Below are 26075 nucleotides of genomic sequence, written 5' to 3'. Positions count from 1 at the left end.
CTCAGTTCGACTTGGCAAAGGGCGAGAAGTCGGTATCGGTGTCATACACTTCCACACCTTCGGCCCGTTTAAGCTTGCCAATCACCACATATGTAACCGGCGTTAGCAGCGCTTCCCACAGCGTCTTGATCGCGAATTGCGACACGACGACTTGCCACAATTGCTCTGGCGGCCAGCCGGCTAGTCCCCAGAATGCCAGCGGGTAGAAGATCAAACTATCGAGGCCTTGGCCCACCACTGTTGAGCCAATGGTTCGCATCCACAGATGCTTGCCTGCGGTCCAGACTTTCATCTTGGCAAGGATAAAAGAGTTCGCAAATTCACCGGCCCAGAATGCAGTGATTGAGGCGAGGACAATGCGCCAACTATTGCCAAACACGTTCTCGTAATCAGATTGGAATGGCCAGCCTTCCGCCGGGGGTAGAGCTACAACCACCCATGCCATAAATGCCATGAACAGCAGCGCCGCAAAGCCGGTCCAGATCACTCGCCTTGCGCGGGCATAGCCGTAAACCTCGGTCAGAATGTCGCCGATGATGTAGCTGATCGGAAAGAACAACACGCCCGCGCCGAACGACCATTCGCCAATCAAAGGCAGATCGAGCGAGGATCGCTTTGATGCACCGATAATGTTCGATAGCAGCAATATCGCGACAAATGCCGCCATGACCAAGTCATAGTAGCGGAATTGATACGGGGCCGCACTGCGTCCTTCGAGCCGTTTGGGTTGATTATTGTCCATCGCCGCTACCTAACTGCATTTGCAGCCCGCGAAAAGCAGGCTATGCGGCTCCGCATGCGCGCGCCCGTAGCTCATCTGGATAGAGCGCGAGACTTCTAATCTTGAGGCAGCAGGTTCGAGTCCTGCCGGGCGCGCCACTTACCCTCGCTGCACTTTATCCAAAGGCTCCGCAAACACCGGATACCCCGCATCATCGGGAATACAGAGCCAGCGCGCACCGTCACGCTCTTCAATGAACGGTGTAATCATCCTCGATGGATAGCGTTCGCAGTGCTCTTGTGCGTCGGCAAAACTCTCAAGCTGCGCCAATCGCTCTAGATTGCGGCGTGTCGGATAGATGATCGACAGGTCGCCCGTTTCTGCGGCGTCTAGAGCGCCTTGGGCGGTGATCCAATAGAGCTTGGTATTCTCGGTCTCATCCACTGCGATGTCGACAGCCCCGGTGCCGAGATCGGCAAGGTAGAAGCGCGTATCGAAAACACGCGATAGTTTCTCGTTCTTGGGAAACCAGCGCGAAAAAGGCAGGATTGCAGACAGATCGAGCGACCAGTCCATTGCTTCCAGTACGGGAGCAAGCGATTGCTTTTCGAGCAGCATATGGCGGGCCTTGCGAGCAGTTTCACTGGTCACATTGCCGATGATGCCAACCGCTAGGCCGGTTTCCTCCAGTGTCTCGCGGATCGCTGCGATGCGGTGTGCCACTTCGTCATCAGACAGGTCCGCTCCAAGCTTGTTGGCCAGCTCGAAATCGGCAGGGTCAACGCGCCCTCCGGGGAAGACCGCCATGCCGCCAGCAAAGGACATATTGCGCGATCGGGTGACCATCAGCAGTTCGGGCGCAGCGCCATCTGCCGCGCGCCTGAATACAACAACAGTTGCGGCGGGAATTCCATCGGGATTGGTGTGCTGAGAGTTTTCGGTCATCTCGCGCTGCTCTGCCGGACCATGCCTGTTCTGCCAAGGCTAGAAATCGGGGAACTCCATGTCGGAGCATTTTACAAACCGTAACAGTCGTTAAGGCGCGTTTACCATCGCCTTATGCAGAATTGCGTGGGTCGTTGAAACTGGCACGCGACCTGCATTGGTCATTACGTTCAAACAGTCTTCTACGAGAGACAGAACCTTCCTGGTCTTTGGTTCTGGCTCCCCAAAACAACAAGGGCTCCACACGCAATCGCGGTGGGGCCCTTTTTTGTTTGTTTTGGCTTCAAGCGCCAGCGTTCGCATCCGCTCACTTGGCTATCCTCGCTCTCGCTCCCTGCCGGTCGCTTCGCTGCGGGCGGACCGCTTGGCCCTATGACTGCCGTGACCAAGAACTGGTGCAATGCTGATGGCTTTGAGTGGTCCGGTCAGCGACTAGCTGACCGCAAGGCCGACCGGCCGTCCGAGCTTATGCGAGGTAGGCAAGGGATGCGGATGCATCCCGCCCGCCGACTGAGGGCCTAAAGCAAATCAAGCCTTCGCGACACCTTTGTCGTCCATCAGTTGCTTCAGCTCACCGGCTTCGAACATTTCCATCATGATGTCGCTGCCGCCAAGGAATTCGCCTTTGACGTATAGTTGCGGGATCGTCGGCCAGTCGGAGAAGGTCTTGATACCTTGCCGGATTTCCATGTCCTGCAGCACGTCAACGCTTTCATAGGCGACGCCGCAATGGTCGAGGATCGCCACTGCGCGGCTGGAGAAGCCGCATTGCGGGAACAACGGGGTGCCTTTCATGAAAAGGACAACATCGTTCTTTGTAACGACTTCAGAAATGCGGGTTTCAGTATCGGACATAGGATTTTCCAAGTGGTTCGTATCTGATCAGGAAGTGGGAACGGCGGTGGTCAGTTGCAAGGCATGGAGCACGCCGCCCATGCGGCCGTCCAGCGCATCGTAGACCATCTTGTGTTGTTGAACGCGGCTTTTGCCCGCGAAATCGGGAGCAGTGACTTTGGCGGCCCAATGGTCGCCATCGCCCGCCAAATCGGTCATTTCAACTTCGGCATCGGGCATCGCGGCCTTGATCATGCCTTCAATTTCCTCGCCGCTCATTGGCATGGCGTTAGGACTCGCTCATCAATTGGCGGCGTGCTTCGATGGTTTTCTCTTCGAGAGCAGTGCGGACGCCAGCCTCGTCGACATCGACTTCCGCCGTGGTGAGATCGCCAAGCAGCTTGCGGATCACATCCTCGTCACCGGCTTCTTCGAAGTCAGCTTGAACAACGGCGGTGGCGTAAGCCTTGGTCTCTTCTTCATCGAGACCCATCAGTTCTGCGGCCCATTGGCCAAGCAGGCGATTACGGCGCGCGGCGATCTTGAACGCGTTCTCTTCGTCGAATGCGTATTTGGCTTCTTCGCCCTTCTGGCGGTCGTTGAAATCGGTCATCAGTCCCTCGTGTTTAACTATACACTTGAAATAGGGACGCAGGGCGGTTGCCGCAAGCGTCCCGAGGCGGAACTAGCCGTCCATTGTGACAACAAGTTTGCCAATCGCACCGCGCGATTCCAGCTTGGCGATGGCTTCGTGGGCACGTTCCAGCGGGTATGTTTCGCTCACCAGCGGGCTGATTTTGCCCTCTTTCCATAGGCGGAAGAGTTCGGCGATATTCGCTTCGTTCTTGCGCGGTTCGCGGGCGGTGAACGCACCCCAGAACACGCCGCGAATGTCACAGCTTTTGAGCAGGGTTAGATTGAGCGGCATCTTGGCGATACCGGCAGGGAAGCCGATTACCAAAAAGCGGCCTTCCCATGCGATGGCGCGCAATGCTGGCTCCGAATAATCGCCGCCGACAATGTCATAGACGATGTCGGCGCCTTCGGGGCCGACTGCATCCTTGAATGCTTTTGCCAGGGCTTTGGACGTGTCCTTATCGAACGGAGCACGGGGATAGACTACAACTTCGTCGGCCCCAGCTTTGCGGGCAACTTCGCCTTTTTCCTCGCTGGAAACAGCAGCCACAACGCGCGCGCCATAGGCTTTGCCTAACTCAACCGCGGACAGGCCAACGCCGCCAGCCGCGCCGAGCACCAGCATCGTATCGCCTTCTTTGATGTCGCCGCGATCCTTCAGGCCGTGGATCGTCGTGCCATAGGTCATCAGCAACGCAGACGCTTCTGGTAGTTCGACAAAATCCGGCACAGCGAACAGACGTGTTGCCGCTACAACGACTTTCTCTTGCAGGCCGCCATTACCGATGCCGGACAGAACGCGGTCGCCGACTTTCCAACCTTCAACGCCTTCGCCCAGCGCCTCGATAGTGCCCGAGATTTCACCGCCCGGTGCGAATGGGCGGGGCGGCTTGAACTGGTACATATCGCGGATGATTAGTGTGTCAGGGAAGTTGATTGCGCAGGCAGCGACCTTGATCAGAACTTCGCCCTTGCCGGGTGTCGGTTCGGCAATATCGTCTACGACAAGCGTTTCCGGCCCGCCCACTTCTTTGGACAACAAGGCTTTCATGCGGCTTTCCCCTCAGATTGTGTTTTCTTATTTGCGAGCCACGGCATATCCGCCTGAGCTCTCTGTTCGTAGTCTGTAATAACAGCGTCGCGCTCAAGCGTCAGGCCAACTTCGTCGAGTCCTTCGCTAAGACAATGCTTGCGGAATGGATCGACTTCAAAAGTGAAGCGATCCTGAAATGGTGTGGTGACCGTTTGCGTTTCCAGATCGACGGTGACCGGATCGCTCTCCGCGACTTCCATCAATCGGTCGATCTGCTTCTGCGGCAAAGCGACCGTCAGGATGCCGTTCTTGAATGCGTTGCCTGCGAAGATATCGGAGAAACTCGGCGCAATAACCACTTTGACGCCCATATCGAGCAGCGCCCATGCAGCATGTTCACGGCTGGAACCGCAGCCGAAATTGTCGCCGGCGATCAGAATGGGTGCGCCTGCATATTCAGGATCATCGAATACATTGCCGTCTTGCGCGCGGATTGTTTCGAAGGCGCCTTCGCCCAATCCCTCTCGGCTGATGGTTTTGAGCCATGCAGCGGGAATGATGACATCGGTATCGACGTTCTTCGCGCCAAACGGAATTGCGCGGCCCTCGACGCTGGTGACCGGCTCCATTAGTCCGTTTCCGGCGGCTCGCCAGTGGGCGTTTTGTGCTGATCGATCTTCTTCTCTTTGCGTTTGTTGGCATAGAGAAGGGCGGCAGCAATTGCGGCCGATCCGATAGCAGCGGCGCCAATAGCGGCCTTTCCGCCGAGCGACTTGGGTAGTTTCTTTGTCATACGCTCTAAATGGTGCTCCGCGCGTGAGGTGACAAGGGCATTTGTCCTATTTCACCAACTCTCTGACGTCTGTGAGCTTGCCGGTAATAGCAGCGGCAGCAGCCATTGCGGGGCTCATCAGATGTGTCCTTGCGCCGGGCCCTTGGCGGCCGACAAAATTGCGATTGCTGGTGGAAGCGCAGCGTTCGCCTGGTGGGACTTTATCGGGATTCATCCCCAAGCACGCTGAACAGCCGGGTTCACGCCATTCGAGGCCAGCGTCGATGAAGATCTTATCCAGTCCCTCTTCCTCGGCCATTTGTTTCACGAGGCCAGAGCCGGGGACAACGATGGCCCATTTCACATTCTCCGCCTTGCGTTTGCCGCGCAGTATATCGGCGGCAGCGCGTAGATCTTCGATCCGGCTGTTGGTGCAGCTACCGATGAAGATGTTCTGGACGTCGACATCGGTCATGTTCTGGCCGGGTGTAAGGCCCATATAGTCGAGGCTCTTTTGCGCAGCGCTCTGTTTGGATGGATCGGCGAAACTCGAGGGTGAGGGAACTGAGCCGCCAATCGGAACCACGTCTTCGGGGCTGGTGCCCCAAGTGACGGTTGGTTCTACGTCTGCAGCATCGATCTGGACAACTTTGTCGAAGGTCGCGCCGGGATCGGTTTTGAGACTGCTCCAGTAGGCGACTGCCTTGTCCCAATTGTCTCCTGTCGGAGAAAGTGGACGGTTCTTGAGATAGGCAAACGTCGTTTCATCGGGCGCGATCAATCCGGCGCGTGCGCCCGCTTCGATGGACATGTTGCACACGGTTAAGCGGCTTTCGACGCTCATTTTTTTGAACACGTCGCCGCGATATTCGATGACATGACCGGTGCCGCCCGCTGTGCCGACAATCCCGATGATGTGCAGGATCAGATCCTTAGATGTAACGCCCGGACCAAGTTCGCCGGTAACCGCCACTTCCATTGTCTTCGAGCGTTTCAGCAGCAGGGTCTGCGTGGCCAGAACGTGCTCGACTTCGCTGGTGCCAACTCCGAATGCCAGTGCGCCAACACCGCCATGTGCTGCCGTGTGAGAGTCGCCGCAGACAATTGTTGTTCCGGGAAGCGAGAAGCCTTGTTCCGGACCAACAACATGGACGATGCCTTGCTCGGCAGCCGTTGCATCGATGTAGCGGATACCGAACGATGGCGCGTTGGCTTCGAGCGCTTCCAGCTGCGCGGCGCTTTGCGGATCGGCGATCGGGATTTTCTTGCCCGCTGCGTCGAGCCGAGGGGTGGTCGGTAGATTGTGATCAGGGACTGCCAAAGTCAGATCAGGACGGCGGACTGTGCGGCCTGCCAATCTTAGCGCCTCGAAGGCCTGCGGGCTGGTTACTTCGTGAACCAGATGCCGGTCGATGAAGATCAAAGCTGTGCCATCGTCGCGGGTCTCCACGACGTGGGCGTTCCAGATTTTTTCGTATAAAGTAAGAGGACGGCTGGCCATGGATTGCGCCTAGGCCAGCCGTCCCGGTGCCTCAAGTTAGGAAAACTTCAGTCTACCCAATAATCGAGGTGCATTGTCCTTAGCGGTAACCGCGGCGGTTGGTGCGACGGTCATCATATCGCGCCCGCCGGTCATACCGGTACCGCCTGTCCGACAAATCTTGCCTGACATTACTGATCCGGCGCATGGTTACGCGGATATCGCGGCGCGACAGGCCATTGCGCGCAAAGGCGTGATAACCCCGCTCTGCTGTACGCAACTTCTGGCGAAGGATACGCGCTTCGTAGCGGCTTAGTTCGCCCGAGCGGCGAGCCTGGCGGATTTCGCGACTGATCCGATCCAAACGTCGCTCAATGCGCGGATCAGAATAGCGATCGCGATGCTGCCGGGCGTACGGAGCCTGACGGGTTTCAGACCAGCCATTATTAGGTCCTGCGCTGGCTGGGGCAGCCATTGCAATGGCTAGCGGAGCAGCCATCAGGGGGGCGAGTAGCTTAGTAGAAGTCTGCATGGTTCGATCCTTTCTGATACGATGCTTCGTTCGATTTGTTCATTTATATAGATAGTTTTATGAACAGCCATGGAATGAGCTGTTGTGAGAAGCGTCAGAATCGAAATATAGTTGCGTGACCTGTCCGATGGTCGACGTGAGAATTACCGCGATTAATAGGCAACAATCGACGAAGATTCGGGAATTCCGCATATTTGTCATGGAATCGAAAGGGTTCAGCGCCTAACTGACACTCATGTCAGCAAAGCCTTATTCTTTCCCGATTACGATTCTTCCCTCGGACATTGATTTCATGGGGCATGTGAACAATGCGCGGTATCTTGGCTGGGTGCAGGATGCAGTGCTGTCGCACTGGCGCAACATCGCGCCCGCTGACGCAGTGGCGAGCCGTGCATGGGTCGCGCTGAAGCATGAAATTACGTACCGCAAGCCGGCGTTTCTCGACGACGATGTGATTGCGAATACGGTATTGGAGAGCACCAAAGGTGCGCGTGCCTTCTACCATACGGTTATCCAACGTGGCGAAGATGTGCTGGCGGAAATCCAATCGAGCTGGTGCTGCATTGACGCCGAAACCTTGCGCCCGGCACGCATCGGAGAGGAGATCGCGCGGTTCTTCTTTCCCACGAATGATTAAGCTATAGCGGCGATCGTTATGGAAGTTGTTGTCCCTGTTGTGATTGTCCTCCTCACCATCGCGGCGATGGAGTGGGTCGCGTGGGCGAGCCATAAATACATCATGCATGGCTGGGGTTGGGGATGGCACCGCGACCATCACGAGCCGCATGATAAGCCCCTTGAGAAGAACGATCTCTATGGCCTGTTCGGCGCCGCTATGAGTATTTCGATGTTCATCTGGGGCAGCGAATGGGTTCTGGGCGACGCGGCATGGGTTCCTGCGACATGGATCGCAATCGGCATCCTATGCTACGGCATCATTTACACACTGGTGCATGATGGTTTGGTTCATCAGCGTTATTTCAAATGGGTTCCCAAACGCGGCTATGCGAAGCGGCTCGTGCAAGCGCACAAATTGCATCATGCAACCATTGGTAAAGAAGGCGGTGTTAGCTTTGGCTTTCTATGGGCTCGCGATCCCGCGGTGCTTAAGAATGAATTGAAGCATCAGCGCGATGCCGGAACCGCAAAGATCCGGCCAAGCGATATCTAACTAAGGGCTACAGAAGTGACCGAAGCAATCGATCTGTCGGGCATATGGGAAGGCACCTATGCCTATTCGGGCGACGATGTCGAACAAACCGAATTCCGGCTTCGCTTGAAGGATGAGAATGGGCAGCTTCGCGGGCTGGTAATTGAACCCCACACCGAGCAGAGCGGAAATCGCCGCGCCGAAATTGAGGGCGTATGCACGGATCGAACTATCAACTTCGTCAAGAAGTACATTCCCGATGATGATGCGATTGGGCAACCGCCCGCAAGGCCGATTAGCTATGAAGGCGTATTGAGTGCCGACGGAACATCGATCAGCGGATCATGGTTTCTGCCCGATGATCGTGGGTCCTTTGCGATGGACCGGGAAGACTGAGCGCTACTACTCGTTTCGAGTAGCGATCCACGTTCCGCTGATCACAAGGATCGCGATCGAAATGTAAACATAGGGTGCACCCAGTGTGTACCAGGTAAAGACTGCGCCTACTGTCATCGCGGTGATCGCCAGAATTTTCGAGCGGCGCGATATGGCTCTGCGCTCGCGCCAATCGCGCAGTTGCGGCCCCCATTTGGGATGATCGAGTAATTTTTGCTCCCACACTGGATTGCTTCGCGCGAAACAGAACGCGGCCAGAATAAGAAACGGAACCGTCGGCATGATCGGCAGAGCAGCGCCGATCACTCCCAAAATAACCGAGACTATCCCGACAATGAGATAGAAAGGGCGCATATCAGCCAGCGGCGATGCGCGCCGCGTGCTCCTTTACCAAGGAAATCATATTGGGGATGCCTTGCGTCCGGTTGGAGCTGAGCTGGTTTTTGAGATCAAATGGATCGAGCGCCGCTGTCACATCCATATCGGCGACAGTTTGTGCCGGCTTATCCTGCACGGCTGAAATCACGAGCGCAACGATGCCTTTAGTGATCGCGGCATTGCTGTCTGCTAGAAAATGCAACGCGTCGTTTTCCTCGGTTGGATAAACCCACACACTGGCGGAACATCCGCGTACCAGAGTTGCGTCAGTTTTGAGAGCGGCTGGCATATCATCAAGCTCGCGGCCCAGTTCGATCAGCAAGCGATAGCGTTCATCGCCTTCGAGAAATTCATATTCTTCTTGGATGTCTTCGAGTGTGCGCATGCAGCGCATGTAGTGGCTGCGGCTTACAAATCCACCCCGCTGGCAATTGCTTCCAGCTTGCGGATGCGTTCTTTTAGATCGGCAATCTCGATCCGGGCGGCGCCCGCGCTTGATCCCACATCGGAACCGGTATCGACTTCCTGACGGATGGTGCCAGTGCGTTCAAGCTCTTGCTCTTTCAGCGCCAGCCATCCTTGCCAACCACGAAGGCCGATCAAGGCGACAATCGTCATGCCGATAATCGTTGCACTGGATATGATGATCTGTTCGGTCATTTCACAAATCCTCCCTCAACACGGGCCCCAAAAATTGGGTTTAGCCATCACGCGGCCCGCATCCGTTTGTTACTTGTCTCTCAAGCTCTCGATCTCGTCAGAGATCGCTGCAATTTTCCGGCTCTCGGATGTGTTCGTATCAGTCGCGATACGCTCTAGAACTTTGATCCGTTCGCGCAGTTCTTTGACTTCGCGTTGTGCGTCAGGATCAGAGCGTTCGATAAATTGCTCGTTGCCTTGCTTGTCGGCGATGATCCCCGCTTGGGCGCGGTACCGTGCTTGAAGCACGCTGGCGACGGCGCCAATCGCTACGATGATGACAACTGCTGTCCAGAAACCCATTATACTTTCTCCGTTGTTTTGGCAGAGAGATCCGCGTCGGGTAGCCCGCGCAAATCTTCGATCTGTGATGCCAAGTCTTGACCGCGATCGGTCGCAATACGTTCCAATACCCGGACCCGATCTTCCAATTTCTTATACGCTTCGGTCGAAACACCGCCGCCAGATTCGGCTTCTTTGGTCCGGGCAAGTAGCTCAAGTTTGCGCTCTTCATGCTCGTTGGCCCTGCGGTGGATTGAACTGCCCACGCCCAACGCAATCGATGCGATGATGAGGATGAAAGTGAAAATCAGGACAAGATCGCCGTCCATTATGCGTTCCCTTCTGTTTGGCGCTCGGTCAGTGGTACGCCAGCGCTTTCACCAGAACGATCACGGAGCTTTTCGATTTCGTTATTCACTTGGAAACCGCTGTCGGTGACGATCCGTTCGACATTGGCGAGCCGGTCTTTCATCGCGCCGACTTCTGCACGCAGTTGCGCATTTTCCTGAGTCAGCAGGGTCACCCGTTCGGCAGTTTGGCCGTCCGTCGTTGGTTTGAGCGACTGGCCCCACATGCCTTCCAGTGGATAGCCATGCTTGATCTTAAGCCGGGTCGTGTGGATCCAGCCAAAAACACCTGCGCCGCCGATGGCTAGGCCTGCCGCAATGATCCATGGCAGATGGGGGATGATGGTCTCGGCTTGCATTACGTGCGTTCTTTCTTCGAAATATTGAGCGGCGTGCCGCTATCTTGTGCCTTGGCGTCTGGCAGATCGCGCAGAGCTTCGATTTCTTCGTTCAGGCGGTAACCTTTGTCGGTCACAATCCGCTCGAGCGTTTCCATGCGCTTGCCCTGATCTTTGAGCAGCTGGACCAATTCGGCGTTTTCAGCGCGAAGCTCTTTAATCTCACCGGTGTTCTTGGGTGCAGTCTTGCCGCCCCATTCGTCTTCCAGTTCGTATCCGTGCTTGGCGCGGATCCAATTGTTGATCAGCCAGCCACCGGTGCTGAGCGCGATGATCGCGATCACAAAGGCAGGTCCACCCCAATCCATTATACGCGCTCCCCTTTGGCGATATTGAGCGGTGTTCCGCTGCCGGCATTGTCCACTTCTTGCTGATCGCGAAGTGCTTCGATCTGTGTCGCTACGTCATACCCACGGTCAGTCACGATGCGTTCCAGCACTCGGACACGCTGTTCGAGTTCTGCTGTTTGTGCGGCGTATTGTGCTGCTTTCTCAGAGCTCATCTCAGCGGTTGCGGCGATGCGTTTCTCTTCGAGTTTCTTCTGACTGCCGATCCACACGATTCCTAAAACCATCAGAAACGGTGCAGCGACGGCAACCAGTCCAATTATCTCACCCACGTTAGTCCTCCCTATCTTGTTGTTGTCTTAGCGCAGGCGCTCAATTTCGGCGGTCAGGCGCGGGTTACTGGTTACGTAATATGTCTCAACATCGGCTAGGCGGCGGTCAATGTCGCGCATCTGGCTACGAATTTCGCGAGCGCTACGCTGCGGGCTCTGGCGGACGCGCTGCCAGTATTTCTGTTCGTCCTGATCGACGTAGAGATGCGCAGGCTTCTTGTTCAGAAGCAGGCCGGTGACGAAGTAAATCGGAATTGCAAAGCCAGTACTGAATGCGAGAATGAGTGCCGCCAGTCTGACCCACAGGACATTGACGCCTGTGTAATCCGCGATCCCCGAACAGACGCCCATCAATTTGGCGTTTTGCTTGTCGCGATACAGGGTGGTGCGTTCGCTAGTCATTACCGGGCTTCCTTCTTCTCGGCGAGCATGCGATCGAGCTCGCGCAATTGCTGATTGTCTGTTTCGCGGTCATGCATCAGACGGGCTGGCTGATAGTCTGGGTTGTCGCTAGCCACGAGGCGCTCGACCGTATCCATCCGTTCGTCGAGACGCTTGGCGAGTTGATACAAGTCGCCCAACAAATCCTCGTCATCGGTGGTAATGGTAGCCGCTGTTTTCCATTTCGTGACGTAGTGGAGGATTAGCCACGGTAAACCAATGATAACCGTTGGTACTGCAAAGAATGGGAGGATATCTTCCATGGTTTACTTACCCTTCTTATCGTTTGAGGCGCCTTTCAGGGCAGCCTTCATAGCTTCTAGTTCTTCGTCGACCTTGTCGGAGCCTTCGAGGGCAGCGATCTCGTCTGACAGCGATGGTTTGCCGCTATTGTCGGCAATCGACATCGCTTCGGCTCGGCCTTCTGCATAATCCACGCGGCGTTCGAGTTGGTCGAACTTGGCGAGGGCATCATCGGTCCGCTCTGTGCTCATCAGCGTACGCAGCTTGGCGCGGTTTTCGGCGCTTTCCAGACGGGCCGCGATGGCCGTCTGGCGGCTGCGGGCTTCGCGGAGACGATTTTGCAGCTTCGCGATATCCTGTTCGTAAGCGCGAAGGGCGTCGTCCAGCACAGCGATCTCTGCTTTCAGCTGATCGGACATGTCCGACGCCTTCTTCTTCTCAACCAGAGCAGCGCGTGCAAGATCTTCACGATCCTTGCTCAGAGCCAATTGGGCTTTTTCGCCCCAATCAGCCTGCAGTCTGTCCAGCTTCACCGTGTGCCGATGCATTTCTTTTTGATCGGCGATCGTCCGTGCCGCACTTGCGCGCACTTCGACCAGAGTTTCCTCCATTTCGAGGATGATCATGCGGATCATTTTTGCCGGGTCATCGGCATTATCCAGCATATCGTTGAAATTGGCGGCGATGATATCACGGGTTCGGCTGAATATTCCCATCAAGGGTGCTCCACTGTTGAACAGATTGAATGTTTGCGCCTGCATATTAGCAGTCTGCGTAGGTGTCGGGGTCTGGCGAAGGCGTTCTACCTCAGCCTCGAAGCGGGATACCGCATTGCGCGGGGGCATGTCACTATCGACCTGCGCTCCGGCAGCCTTAGGCCCTTTTTCAGGCGCTAGGGGATCCCGTTCTCCCGAACCTTTGTCGGAAGGCTTGTTCATGCGAGCTCGACCGCTTCGATTGCTGGCGATGCGGCGAATGCCGGATCAACTTGCATCTGCGTTGTCAGTGCAACGAATGCACACATTGCAGCGATACTAGCCATTGCGGCCTGGCCCAGTTTGGTCTGGAAAAAGCGGCGGTCATACATGGCACGGTTCCTTCTAAGATGGCGGCAAAACTGACTTTCGACACCGTTTGGTATTGTTCACACATTTCTTGTCCACATCTTAGCAAGGGGTGTGCCAAACTGATTTACTATAATATATTCAATATGTTGCCTGAATCAGCCGAAAATCCGACTTAGTGCCTATTGCCAACCATTGGGAATTTTCACTATAGGTTGGGGCAATGGAGCAAAAGAACCAATTTATCGGCCAATCCGGGGCATTCTTGGACGCGGTCGAGCGCGCCAGTCGCGCGGCTCCGATGCGGCGTCCGGTGCTCGTTGTGGGCGAGCGGGGAACGGGCAAAGAGCTCATTGCAGAGCGTCTCCACCGTCTGTCCGAACGGTGGGGTGAACCGCTAGTCACGATGAACTGCGCGGCTCTTCCCGAAACGCTTATCGAGGCCGAATTGTTCGGTCACGAGGCAGGCGCTTTCACAGGTGCTACCAAAGCACGCGCCGGAAGGTTTGAAGAAGCCGACAAAGGCACATTATTTCTCGACGAACTGGGTACGCTGTCGATGGCCGCGCAAGAACGCCTGTTGAGGGCTGTTGAATATGGCGAAGTGACGCGCATTGGTTCCTCGCGTCCTATCAATGTCGATGTGCGGATTGTCGCAGCGACCAATGAGAATTTGCCCAAGGCCGCGGAAGAAGGAACATTCCGTTCCGACTTGCTCGATAGGCTGAGTTTTGAGGTTATCACCTTGCCGCCGCTCCGCGTGCGCGAAGGCGACATCGATATGCTGACCGACTATTTCGGGCGGCGGATGGCGGCGGAGATTGGGTGGGAAGGCTGGCCCGGCTTCGCCGAGCACGTCCGCAAGGAACTCGATAATCATCCTTGGCCAGGAAATGTCCGCGAACTGCGTAATGTAGTCGAGCGTGCGATTTATCGTTGGGACGATTGGAACGAGCCGATTGCACATGTGCAATTCGATCCGTTCGATTCCCCATGGAAGCCCATTGGCGAAGCCTCGAGCAAGTCGAAGCCAGCCGAGGCAGTCGCATCACCTTCAGTAGCAGCATCGCCTGTGGCTGATCTGGAATTGGTTGATGATCTGCGCGCAGCGGTCGACGAGCATGAGCGCACCATTGTTGAACATGCGCTGGGCAAGCACCGCTGGAACCAGCGTCAAACCGCCAAAGCGCTGGGCCTCAGTTACGATCAGCTGCGCCATTGCATCAAGAAACACGGGCTGGCAGAAGGCTGACTGACTGGCGATTACGTCAACGCAGGCTTGACAAATTCGATTCATTTCCATAATTATCGAAATATGGAAATGATGAAGTACTCGGAGTCGGAGCAGGCCGTCGAAACCCTGGCAGCTCTCGCGCAGGTCAATCGTCTCGCTGTTTTTCGCGAGCTTGTAAAAGCGGGGAATGCTGGACTCGCAGCAGGCGTGATTGCCAAAAGGGTTGGCGTACCAGCGAGTTCGCTCTCGTTTCATCTCACGAATCTGAAACACGCCGGTTTGGTGGCGGAGCGGCGCGAAGGCCGGTCAGTTATCTACCGCGTCAGATTTGGAACGATGCAGAATCTGATCTCATATCTACTCGAAAATTGCTGCGCTGAAGATCGCAGTATTGAAAGTACCCACAAAACAATCGCTACAGGAGAGCCTACATGAAGCGGCTTCATATGAATTTGCGCGTGAACGACCTTGCAGTGTCCACCAATTTCTACACCAAACTGTTCGGCGCCGAACCGACAGTTGATGAGCCAGACTATAAGAAATGGTTGCTCGATGATCCGTTTGTGAACATCTCGATTGAGCCAGCAAAGGGCAAGAGCGGCATCGCGCATGTTGGACTACAGGCATCGAATGACGACGAACTGCAGGACATTTACCGCAACATTGAAGCGTCTGGTGCGGACACATTCGAAGAGGGTGAAACGCAGTGCTGTTATGCGCATTCGTACAAGACTTGGACGCGCGATCCTGATGGTATCGTCTGGGAAGCATTTTTCACCGATGGCCAGCGTGAAGATTATGGTGCAGCGCCGGATATCGAAGTCATCGGTAAAAGTGCCCACTGCTGTTGATGTCGGACGGATCGCTGCAACTTTGCGCCATTGCGTCATGAAACGCCCGCTGGCACAAGGTTGATCAGTGCCGCTCGGTTGGATTTTGGGGATTATATGAAGCGTTTGTTGTTCTTGCCGGTGCTGTTTGGTTTGGCTTTCTCCACGCCAGCTGTTCCGGCCAATCCCGAAGGTGCCCCCAAAGGTGCCAGCGCCGAGCAGATCGCTGCGAATGCTGAAGCTGCACGGATTGGCGAGCAGATGTTTCAGCATGATCGGGCGTCATGGTTGGCGCACGATGAACTCAATCGGCAATTGAGAGCAGAAGATCGCCCAGAATATCTGACATTCATGACCGAAGAACTCGACAACGGTAATATCCGCGTCGTGTTTTACACTAAGCGCGAAGGGTCGCTCTTTGAGTTCGTTCTGTTCGAGGTAGACGGCGGCGCTCTGGTCTCGGCAAAAATGCACGATGACCCGGCTAAGCACCCTTTGTCAGACTTCCTGCTGAAGCAGATCGCAGCGCGCGATATGGCGATGAAGCAGGGCGCCGAGCAGAAATTGCCGTTATGCCGGTCGGGAGCAGCGAACTATGTCACTTTGCCACCGAACAAGGACGGCATGATCGCGGTATATGTTCTTTCACCACCGGTTGTCCCTGGGCGCTTCCCGCTGGGCGGCCATTACCGCTTCATGGTTAATGCAGAGGGCGAGGCTGTTAGTGGCCGCGCATTCGAGAATTCCTGTCTCGATGCGCCGCGCTTCGAACGTTATGTCCACAATGCGCCAGACAACTTTCCGTTCGTCCACGTACTTGATCCGCACCCCACTGAGATTCATCATTTCGCCGCGCGCTATATGAATTTGGCTCTCCAGGTCACCGCGGCGGAGGTCACTTGGGACATTGATTACGTCAATTGGACCGAGGAAGAAATCGCAGCCGGCAAAGCGATGGCTGATGGCGTGATGCCAGGCAGCCAGTGAAGCCGCTGGACAAAATTCTGAATGTCAAGATTTCTAAAGGATTGCCATGCGCTATCTGATTTCAATACTCGCAACCGCGCTAATGATCGCGTCCCCTGTGATGGCGAAGGAACCGTCCGAGAAGGCTGAAGCTGCCAATGTCAAATCCATGGAACTCGGCCAGCAACTCTATTTACACGACCAAGCGGCTTGGCACGGCACTGACGCGCTTGCCGAAACGGTCGATATGTCAGCTCAGAATGATTTGCGCGGCTATGTGGTCGAACCGCTCGACAACGGGAACCTTGGATTGGTTTTCTTTGCCGAAGATCAAGAGGGTCACCACGAATTCGCCCGCTACGAAGTTGCAGGTTCGAAAGTAATCGGCGGCGGGGTGCATGACGCAGAAACCCGGGTTGCCCTGTCTCCGATGCTGGAAAGCATAGTCGCAGCGCGTACAGCGGCAATCGAGGAATTCAAGAAACAGGAGTGGGGCTTTTGCACCCGCAGCTCTGCGAATTTCATCGGCCTTCCACCTGACGAGGACGGGGTGATCAAAATATATTTGCTCACATCAACGACCGAAGAAAATTCTTATCCCTTTGGCGGTCACTACCGGTTCGATGTTACACCAGATGGGAAGGTCAAATCATCGCGCAAGTTTACGAATTCGTGTCTCACCATGGGGCTCGAGGATGGCCCAGAGGGCCAAAAGCCCTATGCGCTGGGAGTGTCTCACGTCCTAGATAAGCATCCGACCGAAATTCACTATTTTCAAAGCTATTATATACCGGCAAGAGTCTTTGTGATTATCGATGGCGATGCCTGGGTGCTCAACAAGGGTAAGTACGAAAAAATCGAAGAGATGTGAAAACCGCGACAGTCCGGCACTTTGCCTTCAGTGCGACAAACACCGGTTAACTCAGATTTAGGACGTGCCAACTACCGTGTCCAACACTGATAGGGAGATGGTTGATGAACGGCATCAAAGCAATCGCAAGTCTAGCTGGCACTGTCGTGATCGCAGGCTGGGTTGCCTATGCGGTTTCCGCACCGCGCAATGTAGACGATGTTATGAACCAGCCCATGGCATCGCTTGATGGCAGTTCGATTGGCGAAGAAATAAAGAACGCGCAAACGGAAGCCAAGCGCGAACAGTGCATCCGGTTCAAAGAGCTCGCAGCCGATGCGTGGGAGCGTTCGCTCGATAACGGAACAACCGACCGCGATGCCCGCAAAATTGACGAGCTCGACCGCCAAGTTCAGCGCTTCTGCAACTAATGGGGCTGCTTACCGATAAGTCGCCGAATATGCGCTGTTGCCAGTAAGATTCCGCCAAAGACCGTCGGTAGTGTTTCATCGATACCGAAACTTTCTCCAAACAATGCCGCTATAATCAAAATCATACCTGTTACAGCCGGTACCAGAAATGATGGCTCGCGGGTTGTGCTGCGATGCATGATAACGCTTGTTGATGCGAAGGTCGCAAATGCAGCCAGTGTCCAATGCACCCACTCTGCCTCTACGCTTGCAGCTAAGAACGGCATAGAAATGGCGATAACTGGTAGCACCATGCAATGAGCGACGCATGCCACGCTAAGCGCAACGGCGGCGCGGTCGAAACTTGCCGGAGATTGCACTTCAGACCTCTGCAGATGGATTGAGCACAAGTAGAAGCCGCTTCTCGCCTGTACCATCGATTGGCGGAGATCTGTGGATTGCCGGTGCGTTGGTCGCGAGCCTACCTTTAAAAATTCCGACATCTCCAGGTTGCAGCGAGTTGATGTTTGTAGGACCAAGCCCGTGTTCTATACGCGCTGCATCTTCCGCATCGAGCCAATCCGTGCCGGAACCGACATATGTCGTGATGACGCGTGCAGTCACATAATCGGAATGCCATTTGCGGCAGGCGTTTGTCGTTACCGTCTCAAGCCGGATTTCGAGTGCATCGGTGGCCAAGATCGAGCAGTACATCGCCGCCAACTGAACGGTGTCAGCGATCAACCTATCGCGCGCAGAAGTCGCGGTGAAGCCGGACATATTTAACTGTTTGCGCAACTGATCGGGCAGATCATTTAGCGATGCCGTGAAGCGCACATCGTCCGGCGAACCCAAAAAAAGCCCTTCGATACCGGCAATGGATGCGCGCTCCCAGATAGCGAGGTTGCAATCCTCATTGCGTACTTCGCGAAGGACGCTTGCGGAATCGGATTTAGCAATTGTGGAATGCAATAGTGTCGTCATGAGAGGAAAAGACCGCCAAAGATAATGTTACAACATATCCTTTCCGCTAGGCGGGTCGAGGCAATCCCGCAAGTTATTTGTTTGCGTGTTCAGGCATCATCGTCAGATCAAATTGAGGGTATTTGTGCTCGGCGTATTCGATTCATGTTGCAATCGCGCTGGTCCCCGCCTATCTGCCTCTCATCCCGACATTGTGACTACAAAGTGGGGCTGGCGCCGAAAGGGGCCGGCACGAAACTCTATTGTCACAGCGATTGTTTACTGACGGAGACCGAATGGCCGATCTGGCACGCCTGACGCAGATTATAGAACCCGAAGCGCAAGCTCTCGGTTTTGATCTGGTGCGCGTAAAGATGATGCCTTCGGAAGCCGGTGACGGAACCCAAGCGTTGCAAATCATGGCGGAGGATCCGGCGACGGGGCAGCTGGTGATCGAGCAGTGCGCAGCCTTGTCGCGCGCAGTGTCCGAGCAGATTGATGCTTTGGAAGAGCAGGGCGACGTTTTGGTTGAAGGTGCTTATCACCTTGAAGTCAGCTCGCCCGGTATCGACCGCCCGCTGACGCGCCCCAAGGATTATTCTGACTGGGCAGGGCATGAGGCAAAAGTCTCGATGGCCAAGGGCTTTGACGGCCCGCGCCACCTACGCGGTAATTTGGTCGGCATAAAAGCTGAGACTGTCACAATTGAAGATAACAAGGCCGGTGCGGTATCTTTTCCGCTCGGTTCGATCCATTCGGCAAAGCTCGTCCTGACCGACGCGCTGATTGCTGCGACTAAACCATTGGACACTTCCGGTGCCGATGAAATTTCAGAAGATGAAGAAGAGAAGGCTGACAATTAATGGCCAGTGCTATTTCCGCCAATAAGGCAGAGCTGCTTGCAATCGCGAACGCTGTCGCAACCGAGAAGATGATCGACAAAGCGATCGTCATCGAAGCGATGGAAGAAGCGATCCAGAAGAGCGCGCGTAACCGCTATGGTGCGGAGAACGATATTCGCGCGAAGCTCGATCCGCAAACCGGCGATTTGCGTTTGTGGCGTGTTGTCGAAGTGGTTGAGGAAGTCGAAGACTACTTCAAGCAAGTCGATCTGAAAGCGGCGCAGAAGCTCGAAGATGATGCCAAGCTGGGCGACTTCATTGTCGATCCGCTACCTCCGGTTGATCTGGGCCGCATCGATGCACAGTCCGCCAAGCAGGTGATCTTCCAGAAGGTTCGCGATGCCGAGCGTGAGCGTCAGTTCGAAGAATTCAAAGATCGTGACGGCGAAGTCATCACTGGCGTGATCAAATCGGTTGAGTTCGGCCATGTGATCGTCAATCTGGGGCGCGCAGAAGGCGTTATCCGCCGCGACCAGCAAATTCCGCGGGAGGCCGCCCGTGTCGGCGAACGTATCCGCGCGATTATCACTAAGGTGGAGCGCAACAATCGCGGTCCGCAGATATTCCTCAGTCGCGCGCATCCTGATTTCATGCGCAAATTGTTCGCTCAGGAAGTACCCGAGATTTACGATGGCATTATCGAGATCAAAGCCGCTGCTCGCGATCCGGGCAGCCGCGCCAAGATCGGCGTGATCAGCCATGACAGTTCTATCGATCCCGTCGGTGCCTGTGTTGGTATGAAGGGTAGCCGCGTTCAGGCTGTCGTGCAGGAATTGCAGGGCGAAAAGATCGACATCATTCCATGGTCGGAAGACACCGCGACTTTCGTGGTCAACGGCCTACAGCCAGCGACTGTTGCGCGCGTTGTTCTCGATGAGGATGAAGGCCGTATCGAAGTCGTTGTTCCTGACGATCAATTGAGTCTTGCGATTGGCCGTCGCGGTCAGAATGTCCGTCTCGCCAGTCAACTGACCGGTCACCAGATCGACATCATGACCGAGGAAGAAGCCTCGGAGAAACGCCAGAAGGAATTCGCCGAGCGTTCGAAAATGTTCGAAGAAGAGCTCGATGTCGACGAAACGCTGTCGCAGCTTCTGGTTGCCGAAGGTTTCGCCGAGCTGGAAGAAGTTGCCTATGTGCAGCTTGAAGAGCTGGGCGCGATTGAAGGCTTCGACGAGGAGCTTGCTGAAGAACTTCAGAGCCGTGCTCTGGAAGCGATCGAACGTCACGAGGCAGCTGCTCGCACCGAGCGTCAGGAAATGGGCGTTGAAGACGCCATTGCCGAACTTCCGCATCTGACCGAGCAAATGCTGGTTGTGCTGGGTAAGGGTGGCATTCTGACGCTTGACGATCTTGCTGATCTCGCGACTGACGAGCTGATCGCCAAGAAGCGCGAAGCACCGAAGCGCCGCCAGAATCCGACCGAGGGCCCGCGCATGAAGGCTGACGTACAGCAGTCGAAGCGGACTGAAGACAAGGGCGGTGTTCTGGGCGAGTACGGCTTGACCGAAGAACAGGGCAACGAGATCATTATGGCTGCGCGCGCGCATTGGTTCGAAGACGAGCCTGATTCCAACGGGGAAGACGCACCAGCCGCTTCCACCGACGGATCCGACACACAGGAGGCCGCTGATGCGGACTCCACCACATGAGCCTGTAGCTTCCGACATCTCCGAAGCCGCATCGGGGCGGGGGCATAAAGCTTCCGCGCCTGAACGGCGCTGTATTCTGTCCGGGGAGGTCTCCCCGAAAGACGGACTGATCCGGCTTGCGATATCGCCTGCCAAAGAAGACGGAATCAGCGATGTGCTGCCCGATCCGCTGGCGCGCGCGCCCGGGCGTGGTGCTTGGCTTGGTGTGACACGCGCCGAGTTGGAAGACGCGCTAGCGGCTGGAAAATTGCGCGGCGCGTTGGCGCGGGCATTCAAGGGCGCGAAATTGACCGTACCTGAAGATCTACCTGATTTGATCGAGACAGCGCTTTCCCGCTTGCTTTTGGACCGTCTCGGCCTCGAAATGCGCGCTGGAAAACTTATATTGGGATCAGACCGGATTGCCGAACAGGCCCGGTCCGGCCGAGTTGCGCTCTTGCTACACGCATCGGATGCGAGCGAAGATGGGCGTAAGAAGCTGGATCAGGCATGGCGTGTGGGACGCGATGCCGAAGGTTCAGGCGGGCGTTTAGAAGGTAGGGGTACCACCTTGCCACTGGACCGAGCGGCACTGTCTGTGGCATTGGGCCGCGATAACGTCGTTCATATGGCGCTGGCAGATGATAAGTCCGCAGAACGGGTCCAATCGGTCCTAACGCGCCTGATGCATTTCCTACGGGCGAAACAGCCCTTACAGAATACGGGCGAGGTGCAGTCTGCGCCCCGTTCGAATGACGATTTGAGTATTGAAAGATAGAGACGAGCTTTATGAGCGACGAAGACAAAAAACCGACGCGCACCCGCAAGCCACTTGGCCTAAAAGGCCCGGCTGGTGGTGGAGAAGTCAAACAGACTTTCTCGCACGGCCGGACGAATAACGTCACGGTTGAGGTGAAACGCCGCCGGAAGCTCTTGAAGCCTGGCGAAACGCCTGCGCCGACACCAGCTCCGGCTCCAGAGCCTACGCCCGAACCAGCGGCAGAGCCGGTTGCCAAAGCACCTGCGCCTAAGAAGAAAGTCGCGGATACATCCGAGACCCCGCAAGAGCGCGTTGCCCGCCTCCAGCGTGAGGCTGAGGAAGAGCGCCTGCGTCTTGCCGAAGATGCCAACCGCCGAGATGCCGAGCAAAAAGCCAAGGCTGTCGAGCAAGAGAAGCAAGCTCAGGAAGACAATAAGAAAGCCGACGCAGACGCTGAAGCTGCCGCCAAGAAGGCTGCTGAGGACGAAGCCAAACAGGCTGCGGAAATCGCTGCTGCCGAAGCTGCGGCCAAGGAAGCGCCTGCCGAAGAAAGCAAGGCCACACCGACACCGGCTGCGCGTAAGTTCACGCCCGTTGCCCGGCCTGAAGCGAAGCGTCCTCCCAAGAAGGAAGAGAAGCGTCCGGCCAAGGGTGGCGGCAAAGACAAGCGCCGTTCGGGCAAGCTGACTGTTACCAAAGCGCTGAACGAAGATGAAGGCCGCCGCGCCCGCAGCCTCGCCGCGCTGAAACGTGCACGGGAAAAAGAACGCCGCGAACAAGGTGGTGGTTCGTCCAAACCGCGCGAGAAGCAAGTCCGTGACGTTATCGTTCCAGAAGCGATTACTGTCGGCGAACTGGCCAAGCGTATGGGTGAGAAGGGCGCTGATCTGGTGAAGGCGCTGTTCAACATGGATATGATGGTCACCGTCAACCAGACGATTGATCAGGACACTGCCGAATTGCTGGTCGAAGAGTTTGGCCACAATATCGAACGCGTTTCCGAAGACGATGTCGACATCAAAGTCGAAGAGGACAAGGATCCAGAGGATACTCTGAAACCGCGTCCGCCTGTGGTTACGATCATGGGGCACGTCGATCACGGTAAGACCAGCCTGCTCGATGCGCTGCGCGGCACCAATGTGACCAAGGGCGAAGCTGGCGGTATTACCCAGCATATTGGTTCCTATCAGGTCACGACCAAGGACAAATCGAAGATCACTTTCCTCGATACGCCGGGTCACGCCGCTTTCACCGAAATGCGTCAGCGCGGGGCCAATGTCACGGATATCGTGGTGCTGGTTGTCGCAGCGGATGACGGCATTATGCCGCAAACCATCGAAGCGATTAAGCACACCAAAGCTGCTGGCGTCCCGATGATCGTCGCGATTAACAAAATCGATAAGCCAGAAGGGAATGCACAGAAAGTGCGTGAGCGTTTGCTTGAACATGAAGTCATCGTGGAAGCGATGTCGGGTGATGTGCAGGACGTCGAAGTGTCGGCAACCAAAGGTACCGGCCTTGATGAATTGCTTGAGAAAATTGCGCTTCAGGCTGAATTGCTTGAACTGAAAGCCAATCCGGATCGTGCGGCAGATGCTACCGTAATCGAAGCACAGCTGGATAAGGGCCGCGGCCCTGTCGCCACTGTGCTTGTCACACGCGGTACTCTGAAACGCGGCGATGTGTTTGTGGTCGGCACCGAAAGCGGCAAGGTTCGCGCAGTGGTCAACGATCAAGGTAAGCAGATCAAAGAAGCTGGCCCATCCATGCCGGTTGAGGTTCTTGGCCTCGGCGGTGTGCCGGGTGCTGGCGATCAGTTGACTGTGGTTGAAAACGAGGCACGTGCCCGCGAAGTAGCCGAGTTCCGTCAGGAACGTGCAACGGCGCAGCGTACAGCGCTCGCCCCGACCAGCTTCGACACGATGTTCAACAATTTGAAGAGCGACGTCGTCGAGTTCCCTGTTCTGGTGAAAGCCGACGTGCAGGGCAGTGTCGAAGCGATCACCACTGCGCTACACAATCTCGGCAACGATCTGATCAAGGTCCGCGTGCTGCACGCTGGCGTTGGTGCGATTACCGAAAGCGACGTAACGCTCGCAGCGGCATCGCAGGCACCGATCATCGGTTTCAATGTTCGTCCTAATCCCAAGGCCCGCCAATTGGTTGAGCGGGAAAAAGTCCGGATGAAGTATTTCGATGTGATCTATCACCTGACCGACGAAATCGGGAAAGAAATGGCCGGCGAGCTTGGCCCCGAAAAGATCGAACACGTTGTTGGTCGTGCAGAAGTCAAAGAAGTCTTCAAATCTGGCAAGAAGGACAAGGCCGCTGGCCTCATGGTCACCGAAGGCGCGATCCGCAAAGGCCTGTTCGCACGTCTCACCCGCGACGATGTTATTGTGTCGGCGACCACCATTGCCTCGCTGCGACGCTTCAAGGATGATGTGGACGAAGTCCGCACCGGCCTCGAATGCGGCGTAGTTCTGGAAGACACGAATGACGTCCAACCGGGCGACAGCCTCGAAGTCTTCGAGATCGAGGAGAAAGAGCGGGTTCTGTAATTGGAACAGAGCTTTGACGCTGGCCTATTTTCGCGGATTGTTCTGCAGCCCGATATAGTCGGCGTTTACGTCTTCGTGTTCGAAAATGATGATAGTCGCCATCCGGAGCGTGACTATCATCAGGACGATATCAAGATGGCGAAGCTTTTCTGTCTTGAAGAGTATGGAACTGCGGCTTCATCGTGGAAATTGTATGATGGCGATCCAATTTGATGGCAGATGATCGTGCACCAATCTTCACGCGCCGCCGCTCTCCATCCGCAGAGCTGATGGGATCAGAGTTTGTTTCCTTTGACGAGGAGACGGCGACGGTCACTGTTCGCTATACGCCGCCGCCAAGCTTTGCGTCTCCACGCGGTGCGGTGCAGGGCGGCTTGATCGGCGGTTTTCTCGATGAAGTGATGGGCACGGCACTGCTTGCTGCGACCGATGGTGAATTGCTGCCGCTCAATCTCGATATGAACATGAGTTTCGCGCGGATGGTTCCGATGGAAACGATTATCGCGAAGGGCCGCGTAATTCGCGTTGGTCGCCGTGTTGCGTTTCTGGAAGGGGAGCTATTCGACAAGGATGGCAATCTCCTAGCCCGTGCAACATCTACCGCTATGCCCACTGCTGTGCCGGGCGCCGAGACATGAGCGATTTCGTAGCGCAAAGCTGGCCCCACGCAGAACTGATGGGCGCGGAATTCGTCTCTTTCGATGAAGAGACGTCGACCATCACTATGAACTTCACCGCGCCGGAAAGTTTCATCACTCCGCGCGGCAGCGTGCAGGGCGGTTTGGTCGCAGGCTTCCTCGATGAGACTATGGGTTGGGCCTACACCTATTCCACCAATGGCGAATATTCGCCGCTGATGCTGGATGTGAATTTCTCCTTGCTTCGGCCTGTCCGGCAGGGGCTGTTGGTGGCGACGGGCAAAGTCATCAAAGCGGGTAAGCGCGTGCTATTTCTCAGCGCGGAGCTGACCGAGCCCGATGGCACGATCCTCGCCCGTGCGACATCCACCTGCATTCCTACGCCAAACCCCGGCTTCACACCGGATCTGCCACAATGACGCGCTACGTCGCCTTTCTCGGCAGCATCAATGTCGGCAATAACCGGCTGAAGATGATTGATCTGCGCGAAGCACTCGAACGCGAGGAGGTTGAAGAAATCGAAACCGTTGCGGCAAGCGGCAACGTATTGTTCGTGCATGAGCCGATGCCGTCCGAGGGGCTTGCGGAAAAGATCGCGTGGATCATCCGCGACGAATTCGACATCGACAGCGAAGTGGTTGTGATGACGCGCGATGAACTCGCTGCGATCATTGCCGAGAATCCTTTTGCAGATTCGGGCGAGGAAAAATTCGTCCACACGATGTTTTTCCTCGACCAGCCCGGCGGCATGCAGGTGAAGGCGTTGCAGATCGATCATGAAGGGCGCGGCCCAGAGCGCATTGCTGGCGGCACCAATGCGCTGCATGTCGACTATGTCGATGGGGTTGGGCGCAGCAAGCTGACCGGCGATTTTATCACGCGCCGCCTTGGAATTCGCGGCACCGCACGCAATATGAAGAGCATGAAACGTATTCTCGCGAAGATGGACGAGCTCGATGGCTAGAAACGAGTCCACCAAAGAACAGCAATCAGTCCGCGTCCTGAAAGTGGGCGAGCGGGTGCGGCACATCCTGTCCGAATTGCTCGCGCGCGGGGAAGCGCATGATGATGTGCTGCGGGCAACCAGCGTCAGCGTGACCGAAGTCCGCATGACGCCTGATCTGCGCAATGCCAAAGTCTATGTGAAGCCGTTGATGGGTGAAGACGAGGCGGTCGTGATCAAGGCGCTAAAGACCAACACCGCCTTTTTCCAGCGTGAAGTCGCCAAACGCCTCGGCCTCAAATTCGCGCCGAAGCTGAATTTCCAGCCGGACGAGAGCTTCGACGAAGCATCACGGATCGACCAATTGCTGAGCGATCCGAAGGTCGCTCGTGATTTGGACGCGGACGATTAAGGCTA

General features: G+C 55.9%; 42 protein-coding genes and 1 tRNA gene. 19 read left to right on the top strand and 24 right to left on the bottom strand.

Annotated elements, in window-relative coordinates; translation table 11 throughout:
* Position 1: 1 nt before the first annotated feature.
* The gene (locus J9777_RS08810) at positions 2-742 is read right to left on the bottom strand and encodes a queuosine precursor transporter (RefSeq protein WP_209348336.1); all 741 of its coding nucleotides are present in this window, start codon (positions 740-742) and stop codon (positions 2-4) included.
* Positions 743-802: 60 nt separating this feature from the next.
* Between J9777_RS08810 and J9777_RS08805 the strand changes: the two genes are divergently transcribed.
* A tRNA-Arg gene (locus J9777_RS08805) sits at positions 803-879 on the top strand.
* A 1-nt stretch (position 880) separates the two neighbouring features.
* Here the strand turns inward: J9777_RS08805 and J9777_RS08800 are convergent.
* The 9 genes from J9777_RS08800 to J9777_RS08760 all read right to left on the bottom strand — a co-directional run bounded on the left by J9777_RS08800 (position 881) and on the right by J9777_RS08760 (position 6953).
* Positions 881-1666: an NUDIX domain-containing protein gene (locus J9777_RS08800; RefSeq protein ID WP_209348335.1), complete on the bottom strand. Its 786-nt coding sequence runs from the start codon at positions 1664-1666 to the stop codon at positions 881-883.
* A 528-nt stretch (positions 1667-2194) separates the two neighbouring features.
* Positions 2195-2521, bottom strand: a complete 327-nt coding sequence (gene grxD / locus J9777_RS08795; protein ID WP_209348334.1) for a Grx4 family monothiol glutaredoxin — start codon at positions 2519-2521, stop codon at positions 2195-2197.
* A 27-nt stretch (positions 2522-2548) separates the two neighbouring features.
* The gene (locus J9777_RS08790) at positions 2549-2785 is read right to left on the bottom strand and encodes a BolA family transcriptional regulator (protein WP_209348333.1); all 237 of its coding nucleotides are present in this window, start codon (positions 2783-2785) and stop codon (positions 2549-2551) included.
* Positions 2786-2789: 4 nt separating this feature from the next.
* On the bottom strand, positions 2790-3113 hold the full coding sequence (locus J9777_RS08785; RefSeq protein WP_209348332.1) for a DUF1476 domain-containing protein: 324 nt from the start codon (positions 3111-3113) through the stop codon (positions 2790-2792).
* Positions 3114-3185: 72 nt separating this feature from the next.
* On the bottom strand, positions 3186-4187 hold the full coding sequence (locus J9777_RS08780; protein WP_209348331.1) for an NADPH:quinone oxidoreductase family protein: 1002 nt from the start codon (positions 4185-4187) through the stop codon (positions 3186-3188).
* The gene (leuD, locus tag J9777_RS08775; protein ID WP_209348330.1) at positions 4184-4798 is read right to left on the bottom strand and encodes a 3-isopropylmalate dehydratase small subunit; all 615 of its coding nucleotides are present in this window, start codon (positions 4796-4798) and stop codon (positions 4184-4186) included. The genes J9777_RS08780 and leuD overlap by 4 nt, the downstream gene beginning before the upstream one ends.
* A complete protein-coding gene (locus J9777_RS08770) occupies positions 4798-4962 on the bottom strand; it encodes an isopropylmalate isomerase (protein WP_209348329.1) in 165 nt (54 codons plus the stop codon). Before J9777_RS08770 ends, leuD begins: the two co-directional genes overlap by 1 nt.
* Before the next feature lie 46 nt (positions 4963-5008).
* On the bottom strand, positions 5009-6442 hold the full coding sequence (gene leuC / locus J9777_RS08765; RefSeq protein ID WP_209348328.1) for a 3-isopropylmalate dehydratase large subunit: 1434 nt from the start codon (positions 6440-6442) through the stop codon (positions 5009-5011).
* A gap of 79 nt (positions 6443-6521) precedes the next feature.
* A complete protein-coding gene (locus tag J9777_RS08760) occupies positions 6522-6953 on the bottom strand; it encodes a hypothetical protein (RefSeq protein WP_209348327.1) in 432 nt (143 codons plus the stop codon).
* Between the two features lie 235 nt (positions 6954-7188).
* On the opposite strand from J9777_RS08760, the gene J9777_RS08755 reads away from it, so the two are divergent.
* From J9777_RS08755 to J9777_RS08745, 3 genes are read left to right on the top strand one after another with little or no spacing between them, the layout of a single operon-like run.
* Positions 7189-7590, top strand: a complete 402-nt coding sequence (locus J9777_RS08755; protein WP_209348326.1) for a thioesterase family protein — start codon at positions 7189-7191, stop codon at positions 7588-7590.
* Positions 7591-7608: 18 nt separating this feature from the next.
* A complete protein-coding gene (locus J9777_RS08750; RefSeq protein WP_209348325.1) occupies positions 7609-8124 on the top strand; it encodes a sterol desaturase family protein in 516 nt (171 codons plus the stop codon).
* Positions 8125-8139: 15 nt separating this feature from the next.
* Positions 8140-8499, top strand: a complete 360-nt coding sequence (locus J9777_RS08745; protein WP_209348324.1) for a hypothetical protein — start codon at positions 8140-8142, stop codon at positions 8497-8499.
* A gap of 6 nt (positions 8500-8505) precedes the next feature.
* Here the strand turns inward: J9777_RS08745 and J9777_RS08740 are convergent, their stop codons facing one another.
* From J9777_RS08740 to J9777_RS08685, 12 genes are all read right to left on the bottom strand, one after another.
* Positions 8506-8853: a YbaN family protein gene (locus J9777_RS08740; RefSeq protein WP_209348323.1), complete on the bottom strand. Its 348-nt coding sequence runs from the start codon at positions 8851-8853 to the stop codon at positions 8506-8508.
* A 1-nt stretch (position 8854) separates the two neighbouring features.
* Positions 8855-9262, bottom strand: coding sequence for a SufE family protein (locus J9777_RS08735; protein WP_209348322.1), 408 nt, complete (start codon positions 9260-9262; stop codon positions 8855-8857).
* A 23-nt stretch (positions 9263-9285) separates the two neighbouring features.
* Complete coding sequence (locus tag J9777_RS08730) at positions 9286-9537, bottom strand: hypothetical protein (RefSeq protein WP_209348321.1); 252 nt, start codon at positions 9535-9537, stop codon at positions 9286-9288.
* Between the two features lie 69 nt (positions 9538-9606).
* Entirely contained in the window at positions 9607-9879 is a 273-nt protein-coding gene (locus J9777_RS08725) for a hypothetical protein (protein ID WP_209348320.1), read from the bottom strand.
* Entirely contained in the window at positions 9879-10187 is a 309-nt protein-coding gene (locus J9777_RS08720; RefSeq protein WP_209348319.1) for a hypothetical protein, read from the bottom strand. The genes J9777_RS08725 and J9777_RS08720 overlap by 1 nt, the downstream gene beginning before the upstream one ends.
* Entirely contained in the window at positions 10187-10564 is a 378-nt protein-coding gene (locus J9777_RS08715) for a hypothetical protein (RefSeq protein WP_209348318.1), read from the bottom strand. Before J9777_RS08715 ends, J9777_RS08720 begins: the two co-directional genes overlap by 1 nt.
* The gene (locus tag J9777_RS08710; RefSeq protein ID WP_209348317.1) at positions 10564-10911 is read right to left on the bottom strand and encodes a hypothetical protein; all 348 of its coding nucleotides are present in this window, start codon (positions 10909-10911) and stop codon (positions 10564-10566) included. The genes J9777_RS08715 and J9777_RS08710 overlap by 1 nt, the downstream gene beginning before the upstream one ends.
* Positions 10911-11177: a hypothetical protein gene (locus J9777_RS08705; protein ID WP_209348665.1), complete on the bottom strand. Its 267-nt coding sequence runs from the start codon at positions 11175-11177 to the stop codon at positions 10911-10913. The genes J9777_RS08710 and J9777_RS08705 overlap by 1 nt, the downstream gene beginning before the upstream one ends.
* Positions 11178-11249: 72 nt before the next feature.
* Positions 11250-11624, bottom strand: a complete 375-nt coding sequence (gene pspC, locus J9777_RS08700; protein WP_209348316.1) for an envelope stress response membrane protein PspC — start codon at positions 11622-11624, stop codon at positions 11250-11252.
* Positions 11624-11926, bottom strand: a complete 303-nt coding sequence (gene pspB, locus J9777_RS08695; protein ID WP_209348315.1) for an envelope stress response membrane protein PspB — start codon at positions 11924-11926, stop codon at positions 11624-11626. Before pspB ends, pspC begins: the two co-directional genes overlap by 1 nt.
* A gap of 3 nt (positions 11927-11929) precedes the next feature.
* Complete coding sequence (pspA, locus tag J9777_RS08690; RefSeq protein WP_209348664.1) at positions 11930-12751, bottom strand: phage shock protein PspA; 822 nt, start codon at positions 12749-12751, stop codon at positions 11930-11932.
* Between the two features lie 89 nt (positions 12752-12840).
* Positions 12841-12993 (bottom strand): hypothetical protein, encoded by a 153-nt coding sequence (locus J9777_RS08685; protein WP_209348314.1) that lies wholly within the window; start codon positions 12991-12993, stop codon positions 12841-12843.
* Positions 12994-13193: 200 nt separating this feature from the next.
* Between J9777_RS08685 and pspF the strand changes: the two genes are divergently transcribed.
* From pspF to J9777_RS08655, 6 genes are all read left to right on the top strand, one after another.
* Entirely contained in the window at positions 13194-14222 is a 1029-nt protein-coding gene (gene pspF / locus J9777_RS08680) for a phage shock protein operon transcriptional activator (protein ID WP_209348313.1), read from the top strand.
* Between the two features lie 69 nt (positions 14223-14291).
* Positions 14292-14639 carry a metalloregulator ArsR/SmtB family transcription factor gene (locus J9777_RS08675; protein ID WP_245228551.1) on the top strand — a complete coding sequence of 116 codons (348 nt, stop codon included), beginning with the start codon at positions 14292-14294 and terminating at the stop codon, positions 14637-14639.
* Complete coding sequence (locus tag J9777_RS08670) at positions 14636-15055, top strand: VOC family protein (protein ID WP_209348312.1); 420 nt, start codon at positions 14636-14638, stop codon at positions 15053-15055. Before J9777_RS08675 ends, J9777_RS08670 begins: the two co-directional genes overlap by 4 nt.
* A 96-nt stretch (positions 15056-15151) precedes the next feature.
* A complete protein-coding gene (locus tag J9777_RS08665; RefSeq protein ID WP_209348311.1) occupies positions 15152-16021 on the top strand; it encodes a hypothetical protein in 870 nt (289 codons plus the stop codon).
* 46 nt (positions 16022-16067) lie between these two features.
* A complete protein-coding gene (locus J9777_RS08660; RefSeq protein ID WP_209348310.1) occupies positions 16068-16871 on the top strand; it encodes a hypothetical protein in 804 nt (267 codons plus the stop codon).
* A gap of 104 nt (positions 16872-16975) precedes the next feature.
* Entirely contained in the window at positions 16976-17281 is a 306-nt protein-coding gene (locus J9777_RS08655) for a hypothetical protein (protein ID WP_209348309.1), read from the top strand.
* On the opposite strand, the gene J9777_RS08650 is transcribed toward J9777_RS08655, so the two are convergent.
* Positions 17278-17640 (bottom strand): MerC domain-containing protein, encoded by a 363-nt coding sequence (locus J9777_RS08650; protein WP_209348308.1) that lies wholly within the window; start codon positions 17638-17640, stop codon positions 17278-17280. The two genes, J9777_RS08655 and J9777_RS08650, sit on opposite strands and share 4 nt — an antisense overlap.
* 1 nt (position 17641) lies before the next feature.
* Complete coding sequence (locus J9777_RS08645) at positions 17642-18244, bottom strand: DUF1826 domain-containing protein (RefSeq protein WP_209348307.1); 603 nt, start codon at positions 18242-18244, stop codon at positions 17642-17644.
* A 275-nt stretch (positions 18245-18519) separates the two neighbouring features.
* Between J9777_RS08645 and rimP the strand changes: the two genes are divergently transcribed.
* From rimP to rbfA, 9 genes are read left to right on the top strand one after another with little or no spacing between them, the layout of a single operon-like run.
* Positions 18520-19086 carry a ribosome maturation protein RimP gene (gene rimP / locus J9777_RS08640; protein ID WP_209348306.1) on the top strand — a complete coding sequence of 189 codons (567 nt, stop codon included), beginning with the start codon at positions 18520-18522 and terminating at the stop codon, positions 19084-19086.
* Positions 19086-20777, top strand: a complete 1692-nt coding sequence (gene nusA, locus J9777_RS08635) for a transcription termination factor NusA (RefSeq protein ID WP_209348305.1) — start codon at positions 19086-19088, stop codon at positions 20775-20777. Before rimP ends, nusA begins: the two co-directional genes overlap by 1 nt.
* Complete coding sequence (locus J9777_RS08630) at positions 20758-21534, top strand: DUF448 domain-containing protein (protein WP_209348304.1); 777 nt, start codon at positions 20758-20760, stop codon at positions 21532-21534. The genes nusA and J9777_RS08630 overlap by 20 nt, the downstream gene beginning before the upstream one ends.
* A gap of 11 nt (positions 21535-21545) precedes the next feature.
* Positions 21546-24077, top strand: a complete 2532-nt coding sequence (gene infB / locus J9777_RS08625) for a translation initiation factor IF-2 (RefSeq protein WP_209348303.1) — start codon at positions 21546-21548, stop codon at positions 24075-24077.
* A complete protein-coding gene (locus J9777_RS08620; protein WP_209348302.1) occupies positions 24078-24290 on the top strand; it encodes a hypothetical protein in 213 nt (70 codons plus the stop codon). It begins immediately after the preceding gene.
* A complete protein-coding gene (locus J9777_RS08615) occupies positions 24290-24715 on the top strand; it encodes a PaaI family thioesterase (protein ID WP_245228550.1) in 426 nt (141 codons plus the stop codon). Before J9777_RS08620 ends, J9777_RS08615 begins: the two co-directional genes overlap by 1 nt.
* Entirely contained in the window at positions 24712-25134 is a 423-nt protein-coding gene (locus tag J9777_RS08610; protein ID WP_245228549.1) for a PaaI family thioesterase, read from the top strand. The genes J9777_RS08615 and J9777_RS08610 overlap by 4 nt, the downstream gene beginning before the upstream one ends.
* Entirely contained in the window at positions 25131-25679 is a 549-nt protein-coding gene (locus tag J9777_RS08605) for a DUF1697 domain-containing protein (protein WP_209348301.1), read from the top strand. Before J9777_RS08610 ends, J9777_RS08605 begins: the two co-directional genes overlap by 4 nt.
* Positions 25672-26070 (top strand): 30S ribosome-binding factor RbfA, encoded by a 399-nt coding sequence (gene rbfA / locus J9777_RS08600; RefSeq protein ID WP_209348300.1) that lies wholly within the window; start codon positions 25672-25674, stop codon positions 26068-26070. Before J9777_RS08605 ends, rbfA begins: the two co-directional genes overlap by 8 nt.
* Positions 26071-26075: the final 5 nt, after the last annotated feature.

Origin of the sequence: Pontixanthobacter sp. CEM42, from assembly GCF_017812015.1 — a bacterium.
Taxonomy (GTDB): Bacteria; Pseudomonadota; Alphaproteobacteria; order Sphingomonadales; family Sphingomonadaceae; genus Pontixanthobacter.
Note: the sequence above shows the minus strand (reverse complement) of the source record. Positions and strands in the feature narration are given on the sequence as shown.